The organism is Candidatus Cryosericum septentrionale (assembly GCF_003570995.1).
GTDB lineage: Bacteria > Caldisericota > Caldisericia > Cryosericales > Cryosericaceae > Cryosericum > Cryosericum septentrionale.
In genome coordinates, this window is the sequence record NZ_QXIY01000021.1 from 1 (window position 1) to 6890 (window position 6890).

Genomic DNA, 6890 nt, shown 5'->3' on the forward strand with positions numbered 1-6890 from the left:
CAGATTGTTGCAGTTCCCAGCCGTGCACAGGTTGTTGTGTTCACTGCCCTCACCCATGTCCTCACCTCCCTGCCGTTCCTTGTCCTGGTCCTGCACTCGGACAACGGCAGTGAATTCATCAACGATGAACTGCGGCGGTTCTGCGATGCTCATGGGATTCGCTTCACCCCCGAGCCCTTTTGTTCAAGGCGAGGGGCGTTGTCCGTTCCCGTCCCTACCACAAGAACGACAACTGTTACGTGGAGAGCAAGAACTGGACCCTGGTACGCAGGTGCCTGGGATACCGACGCTTCGATACGAAGAGTCAGCTTGCTGACCTGCAACAGTTGGAGACCCTCCTTGCTCAGCGTGCCAACATCCTCCAGCCTTCCATGGCCCTCCTCGAGAAGATCCGGACCGGGAAGCACCCCTCGCCTTGGACCAAAGGGCTCGGGGGGAGCAAGATCCAGAAGAGGTACCATGCTCCCATGACTCCGCTCCACCGACTTCTGCAAGCTCCCGAGGTCAGTGATCAGGCCAAAGCACGTCTCCTGCGTCAACTGGCGGAGATCGACCCTCTCTCCCTGCAGCGGGATATCGGCATCCTGGAGGCACGGCTCCTCCGGAAGACCAGCCAGGATCTCTCCCTCAAGGCCGTGACAGAGCAGACCATTTCGCTATGATTCTTAATGATGCAATGACTCACACGTTCACGATGATTCCTATATGATGCAATACGCAGCCGGCGCGTTGCATCATCTCAATTCCGTACGATGAAAGGGACACTCATACGCGCATTCACACTGGTCCTGCCGCTTGCACTCTTGAAATATCGTCTCACTGTGGCACCATGTCATCGGGGTAAGAGAAGACGCGCTGGTAAGGAGAAGACGATTGTGCAACGTGGCAGTGTCAGACATAGACCAGATGCAATCGCCGTGAGCAGCTCGACGCTCGGGCTGGACATGATGCAGGAGATTCGACGTGCAAGCCGCGGACTCGCATTTGCGGTTGTGGGCTACATGACCATCTTCATCGTCCAGTTGACCAGCTACTTCATCACTCACATGCTGGCCGTCCTCGCACAGGCGTTTGCGACGCTCGCCAACGCCGTAGTGGCTGTCGTCGTCCTCCTCGCCCTGGCCTGGTCGCAGAAGCCGGTCGACATGTACCTGAGATGGAGGAGAGGCCGCAGGCGCAACGCTGCCGCACTTATCTCCGCGACATTCATCATCCTGTTCCTGAGCGTGGGCACTCTCTGGAAGGCACTGGCGACCCTGATCCGTGGCGGCGCGTTCAGGACGGTCAACCCCGCCCTCGCCATAGCGGTGCTGGCAGTAGGCATGCTGCTGGTCAACCTCCCCCTGTTCGATATCGTCCGAAGTGCTAGAGAAGGCTCGTCGATACGTCTTCGTCTCCTGTCGCTCATCAAGGACGAGGTCTGCTATGCCGCCGGTATCGTGGGCATCGCCCTCGCGGCTGCGGGCCACACATGGGCCGACCCTGCCGCGTCGTTGCTGATCGGAGCCGCGATGAGCGTCGGTGCGGCCTTGCTGATCCGCGACTGCCTCCTGCTGCTCAGGAACCGTCCCGCTCGACTGCCGACCGCCGGCTGAGCCCAACTCCCTCCACACCTCACATCCCCTGCATCCTGTCGATCATCTCTGTTGTCGGCACACTCTCGTTAGAGAGATGACGTAGAAAACTCCTCACGCATCATCAATACTTGTACGAGAGCCACCGCAGAATCATGACGGTCGTTCAAGATTAGCAGTCTTGTCATGAGACTGCTAATGCGTATACCATTAGATATAGCCGGAAGCCCTGAACGGCAGCCGGCGACTGCATATGAAACGATGACCGGCGTATGCCGGAGAGAAATGACAACAACAGAGGAGGCACCACGATGTACTGCGATATCAATACGAACCCTGTCACGATGAGTGATTGCTGTTCCACCCCGACCTTGACCAACCTGTTTCCCTACCGCATGAATGCCGTGCTGCGCGCAGCCGGACGGTCAGGGCGCCTGCCCGCCACGGACATCAAGCAAGACGCCACCAAGTATGTTATCCTCATGAACATGCCGGGTGTGACCAAGGAGCGTGTCACTATCACAGCCGAGGACAACGGCCTCAGCGTCCGGACGTCCGAAGAAGAGAAGAAGGAGGACGAGACCCTGAAGACCGTGTACCGTGAGCGCATGGGCGGAACCTACCAGCGCGCGTTTCACTTCGAGGAGCCTGTCGACATCGAGAATGTCACGGCCCATATGGAGAACGGCGTGCTTGAGCTGACGGTGCCCAAGAAGGTCCAGAACGCCGACGCGAAGACGATCCATGTAGACTAGCACGCGCTGGTCTCCGCTACCGACACGACGCCCCGGCCAAGACAATGGCCGGGGCGTGCTGCTTTGGCGGGCACCACAGGTATTGCCGGTCGTTCCCGCGAAGGCACGAATGACAGTTCAGTGGATGATTGACGTCGCGCCACAGCCTCCTTGACAGGAGTAACGTTCTGCTCCACTATTATGAAAGAATGTTAGTAATATTGGAGCAGAACATGATTGGCACTCGTACGCTGGAAGCAATTGCAACAATGCCTGTCGTCACCAAGCAGAATCTTGGTGTTGTCCTTGGTGTCTCCTCCGCCACACTCGATTATCGCGTCCAGCGCATGCAGACCACGGGGGATCTCCTCAGACTACGCAGCGGGCTCTACGCGCCGACGGCGGCCTGGCAGGCGGCGCAGTCCAGCCCCGAGCAGACACGCCAGTACCTGGAATACCTCTCGGGCATCGTGCGCTCTCCCTCCTACCTGTCGCTCGAGTATGTCCTGGAGAAGGCAGGCATGATCCCCGAATCGCCATTTGCCCTGACCTGTATCACAACCAAGACTCCGCGCACGTACGCGACGCCCCTCGGAAGGTTTGTCTACCGGAGCATTCGGAGCGATCTGTTCACAGGATATGGTCTTGAGGCATATCGTGGCCTCGAAGTTCGCATTGCTTCTCCCGCCAAGGCGCTGTTCGATATGCTCTATCTGCGGCCGTTCAGTACTCCGAGCATGATGCGTGCCTACCTGCTCGAGACCGGGCGGCTCAACTGGGATGCGCTGCGCCCGTCGGAGAACAAGAGGCTTGTCGCGACTATCCGCACCAGCGGCGTCCCAAAGATGAAGCGCATCCTGTCGATTCTGACCGCGGAGGGAATCGTATGATCGAGGAACGACTTGCGTCCATCATGGCTCAGTCAGGAAAAAGTCTCAACCCTCTCTTCCTGCGCACCAGACTGAAAGAGGCCCTCCAGGACGAGGTTCTGGCCTTCGTCTACAGCCACCCGCAGTATCGAAGCTACCTGTTCACGGGTGGCACGTGTCTGCGCAAGCTGTACGGACTCCCCCGGCTGTCCGAAGACCTGGACTTCGATGTCCCTGGTCAGCCAGACTCTGAGTCGTTCGTGGCAGATCTCCAGGAATACGTCAGCAAAGCGCTCCAGTATCGTCATATGACTACGAGAGTCAGTGGAAACGGTATATCGGTCACGCTGGTCTTCCCTGTCCTGCAGCAGTTGGGACTGGTCCACTCGTCTGCCGACACCCCCAACCTGCTGCTTCGCTGTGACATTGCAGCCGAGCCAACCGGTATCTACGGCGCACAGGTGAGCTCTGTCAGCACAGCCCAGACGATGTTCTTCGTCCGGGTATACGACCTCCCCACGCTCTTCGCCAGCAAGCTGGCTGCCTTCCTTGGACGGGACTACACGAGAGGATCCTCCCAGACACAGCCATTCAAAGGGCGCGATGTCTTTGACCTTATGTGGTTTCTTCAGAAGGCACAACAGCAGGAGTGGAAGCTCCAGCCGCTCTGGCCACGAGTTCTTGCTCTCCTTGGAGAAGACAGCGCCGTCAGCGTCGTCCGCCGCGCAGCAGACAAGGCAGCATCCCTCGACACGGAGCAAGTCGCCGCTGACCTGCGGCCCTTCATCGAGACTGAACAGGCACTCGAAACCTTCAGCTTGAACATGCACGAGGTCCTCCCCGCACAGCTGAAGGCACTCGAGAAAGCGCTGCTCACAAGGTAGGATGGTCAGTTCACGTGACATGCCATCGCCGCACCTCCCTGTCGTTCCCGTTTCCCTTCTGTCATTCCCGTTTCCCTTCTGTCATTCCCGCGAAGGCGGGAATCCAGTCTTGTCAGGATGACGCGGGAGCTTGACCCGCAGTCCGGGATGGGCTACAGTGCAAGCAGGGTTCCCGCGTCATGGAGGGCTCTGCGGAGGTGATTGCATGGACGACGAGAGGCTGTATACCCTTGCCGAAGCACACGGCGAGTTCGCCAGCCAGCTAAACGGCGAGGTCTGGGAACTGCTGGACACGACAGACCGCTCGAGCGCGGACGACGAGCGGATGCTGTATGCCGCCTGGGCGTCGGCTTACCACTGGCTGCGGGCAGGGACCGCCGTCCATCACCAACGCGCCGAGTGGATGCTCTCGCGCGTGTACACCGTGCTGGGAGACGCACCAGCGGCCATTGCGCACGCCAGGCGGTGCCTGGAGCTCACGGAGACCTCTCCGGGTGAGATGGCGCCGTTCGACCTCGCCTACGCCTGCGAGGCCATCGCCCGGGCAAGTGCTCTGGCAGGCGACGAGCCCGAGGCGACCCGCTATCTCGACCTTGCGCGCGAGGCCGGTACACGCATCACCAACACAGAAGACCGGCAGATCTTCGAGGGGGACCTGAACAGCGGCAACTGGTACGGCATCAGCTGAACGGAACGCTCCTCCTGTCGCCGAAGGACAAGGATATTCCTTTGCGGCTGCAGAGAGCGCTTGACGGGTATTGCCCGGGCCTGGTCGTATCGCACGTATCGCCGACCACTGTACAATAAAGGAGATGATTTCCATGCCTCCACATTGTGACACGATGGACGGACCGGTCGTCAAGGCTGCCCGACAGGCCCTGGCCGCAGGCAACGTCAAGCTCATCCTGCCCTGGGTCCCCCAGAACGCCGAAGCGGAACTTAGTGAAGCCTTCCGGAGGACCATGGCTGTGCGCGACAAGGGAGCCGACGCGCTCCTGCTGGCGGACCACTGGTTTTTCGAGACCGCTGTTCGGCTGCACCGTGCTGGCGAAGGCGAGCCCTACACCGGGGTCAAGCCCGCAGGACTCGACGAGGGACCTGTTATTCCCCGCGCCGAGCGGGCGATTGAGGACGACGACACCGCCGGGCTCATCGCCTTCCTGACCGGCGCCGTCGAGGAAGAGATTGGCAAGCGGTTCGCCCAGGTCCGAGCCACCCGCTCCTACGACCCGGATGATGTCGCCGCTGCACGCAAGTACGTAGGGGCCATGCTCGACCTGCTGACCTATTCCAACAAGCTCCATGTCTTCATCCGCCACGCCGGCGGACACGGCGAAGGAGTCGAGGGACACCACCACTGACCCGCATAAATAATCGTCGATGAGCGGGACGACGTCGGGCAGGCGACGAGCACGAGGCCGCCCTACGCCTATATGTCACTGGGGAAGGGGAGGCAGAAACGTGGCAATAGTCATCGGTACAAGCGGGGCATGGAAGGACGTGCTGGCCATGGCACGAACAGCCGGTATCGTCGTGGACGAGCCGTCGGACGTTGGTATCCAGCTAGCGCGCGCCCAGAAGGTCCTATATCAGCAGGACACGCTGGCGCGCGACGACCTGGCACTCCAGCAAGCCGCCCTGGAACACGATTTGGCAGAACAGCACTCCGCCAGTGCCGCTGACATCGCGCGCATTCATGCCCGCTCCGGACAGGAGACGGCACGCCTGGCTGGCGGCGCAGACCCCGGGGGCCTGCGTGCGGTGACCCGCCTGTGGGCCGGGTTGTCCCAACTGGGCCGGCAGGCCCAGGAACGCAGTCAGGTACGTGCGCGGTCACGTGCCGTCCTCCCCGCTGAACGCGCCCTCCAAGACTTCATCGCCGGTCGCGACACCGAGGTGGCGAGGCGTGTCGAAGGCGCCCGCCGCATCGTCAAGGGCATCGAAGCCATGGCCCACTCCGCCGCCCTGGCCAATGCCATCGCAGAACGTGCAGTCATAAAGACGCTCAGCACTCTTCCGGATGATTTCGTCCTGATCAACGACCTGCACCTCAACACTGACCAGGACATCCCGTTCGAAGACAGCTACCTGAAGACGGCGCAGCTGGACCACCTTCTCGTCGGCCCCACAGGTGTCTATGCCATCGAGACCAGGAACTGGAGTAGCACCGTCGCCGCAGATGGTGACGAAGCGGACCCCGTGCTGCAGGTGACGAGGGCGTCCTTCCTCTGCTCCCACATCCTGAAAGATGCGGGAAGCGACCAGATCGTCCGCTCTGTCGTTGCCTATGGGGGTGCTCCGTCCACCCGGTCGGGCGGAGCCCATGTCGCCATCATGCCCACTGCTCGCCTGCTCGCATATGTCCAGTATGGTTCCTCGCTGGTGTCGGTCCAGGAGATCGCTGACGTCTGCAGGATCCTGACCTAAGCTCGCCAGAACGAGCAATGAACGTCGTAGCAGCCCTGTGGGCCAGGCCACAGTTGTCAGCCGTTCCACCTTCACAATCGAATGTACGAAACCTTTGTATGCTGTGTATAGAAGGTACAGGGTCGCGAAGGCGCCCCGCGGAAAGGAGAAATGATATCTATGATGGATTTTGGGAGATATGGTGGTTACGGACGCGGCATGTGGGGCGGCGGATATATGTTTATGGGTCTGCTGTGCCTGATCTTCTTCGTTGCGGTCATTCTCTGGATTGTTCGTATGGTGACGTGGAGACGACATGGCATGGGTTGCCGTATGCACGGCATGTACGGGATGTACGGCATGCATGGCGATCACGCGCCGATGCACAGCATGCAGGAGGACGAAGCCTTGGACGTCCTCAGG

9 protein-coding genes are annotated in these 6890 nt (G+C 60.4%); all 9 read left to right on the forward strand.

What is annotated here, in order from left to right:
* Window positions 1-239: 239 nt before the first annotated feature.
* Window positions 240-662: a hypothetical protein gene (locus tag SMC1_RS05295; RefSeq protein ID WP_165849241.1), complete on the forward strand. Its 423-nt coding sequence runs from the start codon at window positions 240-242 to the stop codon at window positions 660-662.
* Between the two features lie 213 nt (window positions 663-875).
* Window positions 876-1595: a cation transporter gene (locus tag SMC1_RS05300; protein WP_207799316.1), complete on the forward strand. Its 720-nt coding sequence runs from the start codon at window positions 876-878 to the stop codon at window positions 1593-1595.
* A 290-nt stretch (window positions 1596-1885) separates the two neighbouring features.
* Window positions 1886-2329 carry an Hsp20/alpha crystallin family protein gene (locus SMC1_RS05305; protein ID WP_165849242.1) on the forward strand — a complete coding sequence of 148 codons (444 nt, stop codon included), beginning with the start codon at window positions 1886-1888 and terminating at the stop codon, window positions 2327-2329.
* Window positions 2330-2541: 212 nt separating this feature from the next.
* Window positions 2542-3198: a type IV toxin-antitoxin system AbiEi family antitoxin domain-containing protein gene (locus SMC1_RS05310; protein ID WP_119085752.1), complete on the forward strand. Its 657-nt coding sequence runs from the start codon at window positions 2542-2544 to the stop codon at window positions 3196-3198.
* Window positions 3195-4061, forward strand: coding sequence for a nucleotidyl transferase AbiEii/AbiGii toxin family protein (locus SMC1_RS05315; protein ID WP_119085753.1), 867 nt, complete (start codon window positions 3195-3197; stop codon window positions 4059-4061). Before SMC1_RS05310 ends, SMC1_RS05315 begins: the two co-directional genes overlap by 4 nt.
* Window positions 4062-4218: 157 nt before the next feature.
* Window positions 4219-4749: a hypothetical protein gene (locus tag SMC1_RS05320; protein ID WP_126855175.1), complete on the forward strand. Its 531-nt coding sequence runs from the start codon at window positions 4219-4221 to the stop codon at window positions 4747-4749.
* 133 nt (window positions 4750-4882) lie between these two features.
* A complete protein-coding gene (locus tag SMC1_RS05325) occupies window positions 4883-5422 on the forward strand; it encodes a DUF6448 family protein (RefSeq protein ID WP_119085755.1) in 540 nt (179 codons plus the stop codon).
* Between the two features lie 100 nt (window positions 5423-5522).
* Window positions 5523-6488, forward strand: coding sequence for a nuclease-related domain-containing protein (locus SMC1_RS05330; RefSeq protein WP_165849244.1), 966 nt, complete (start codon window positions 5523-5525; stop codon window positions 6486-6488).
* Between the two features lie 159 nt (window positions 6489-6647).
* Window positions 6648-6890, forward strand: a 243-nt coding sequence (locus tag SMC1_RS10580; RefSeq protein ID WP_207799317.1) for a hypothetical protein, incomplete at its 3' end; no start/stop codon positions are given.

What these genes read in the sequence shown, in the direction of transcription:
- SMC1_RS05305 (WP_165849242.1), top strand. Translation starts at nt 1,886, where the DNA reads ATGTACTGCGATATCAATACGAACCCTGTCACGATGAGTGATTGCTGT.
- SMC1_RS05325 (WP_119085755.1), top strand. Translation starts at nt 4,883, where the DNA reads ATGCCTCCACATTGTGACACGATGGACGGACCGGTCGTCAAGGCTGCC.
- SMC1_RS05310 (WP_119085752.1), top strand. Translation starts at nt 2,542, where the DNA reads ATGATTGGCACTCGTACGCTGGAAGCAATTGCAACAATGCCTGTCGTC.
- SMC1_RS05315 (WP_119085753.1), top strand. Translation starts at nt 3,195, where the DNA reads ATGATCGAGGAACGACTTGCGTCCATCATGGCTCAGTCAGGAAAAAGT.